Origin of the sequence: Streptomyces sulfonofaciens, from assembly GCF_014656295.1 — a bacterium.
Lineage (GTDB): Bacteria > Actinomycetota > Actinomycetes > Streptomycetales > Streptomycetaceae > Streptomyces > Streptomyces sulfonofaciens.
Window position 1 is genome coordinate 1 of the sequence record NZ_BNCD01000068.1, and the last position, 1,244, is coordinate 1,244.

Consider the following 1,244-nt stretch of genomic DNA (forward strand, 5'->3'; position numbering starts at 1 on the left):
TCCGGATGGTTCCCCCACACCCCGGCCACCACCCCCGACCTCCCCACCTACCACTTCAACCACCAACACTACTGGCTCGACTCCAGGCCGGTGAACGGCGACCCGAGCCGTCTGGGGCTGGCAGGCACCGCGGATCATCCGCTGTTGGGAGCGCTGGTCACCCCGGCCGAGGGAGACGTGCTGCTGCTCAGCGGCCTCGTATCGCTGAGCACCCATCCCTGGTTGGCCGACCACGCCGTGGCGGGTACGACCCTGCTTCCGGGTACCGCCTTCCTCGAATGCGCTCTTCAGTCGTGCATCGCGGCGGACTGCGACGAGGTGTCCGAACTGACCCTCGAACAACCACTCGTTCTGCCGGCGCAGGGGGCAGTCCAGCTCCAGGTGGTTGTGCAGGGGCCCGGTGCCGACGGCCGCCGTGCACTGGCCGTGCACTCCCGACCGCACGAGCCGGAGGGTGAACACGAACGGCCGTGGACGTGCCACGCCACGGGCGCGATCGGCCCGGCGGCGACAGATCAGCCGACTGTGTCGGTTGAGTGGCTGCCGGCCGATGCCGTGCCGCTCGACCTGGACGACGCCTACGCCAGCCTGGAAGCCGAGGGCTACTCGTACGGCCCCGCGTTCCAGGGGCTGCGGGCTGCGTGGACGTCGGGTCCCGATCTCTTCGCCGAGGTCGATACGGCAGACGCGCAGAGAATAGATGCGACCCGCTTCGGCCTCCACCCGGCACTTCTCGACGCGGCTCTGCACGTCCTCGCGATCGACGGTTCCCGCGACGGACACACCTGGGTACCGTTCTCCTTCTCCGGTGTGCGACTGTACGCTCCCGGCTCCACGACGCTACGGGCCAGACTGCGGCGGTCGGACGACACCGTCACGGCCGTACTCACGAATCCCACCGGCGAGGTCGTCGCGGAGCTCTCCTCGCTGCGACTGCGCTCGTTCACGCCCCGGGCCGCCGCGACCGGCCGGCCGCTGCACGCGGTCCGATGGACACCGTGGGAAACGGAGATCCCCGGCGCCGAGGCAGATCCGATCCTGGTCCGTGTCCCTGCCACCGAGGCGGACTGCGTGCGGCACGTCCACCAGGAGACGACCCGGGTGCTGGCCGCCGTCCAGGAGCACCTCGCGGAAGACCGTGCCGTGGTGGTTCTGACGGTGAGCGGTGATCTGGCTGGGGCTGCGGTGGGTGGTCTGGTGCGGTCTGTTCAGGCTGAGCGTCCTGGGCGGGTTGTGTTGGTCGA

The 1,244-nt window shown here is 69.9% G+C and carries 1 protein-coding gene; it reads left to right on the forward strand.

What is annotated here, in order from left to right:
- Window positions 1-1,244 (forward strand): polyketide synthase dehydratase domain-containing protein (locus IE313_RS34585; RefSeq protein WP_189939336.1); only part of this gene is annotated, 1,244 nt, incomplete at both ends.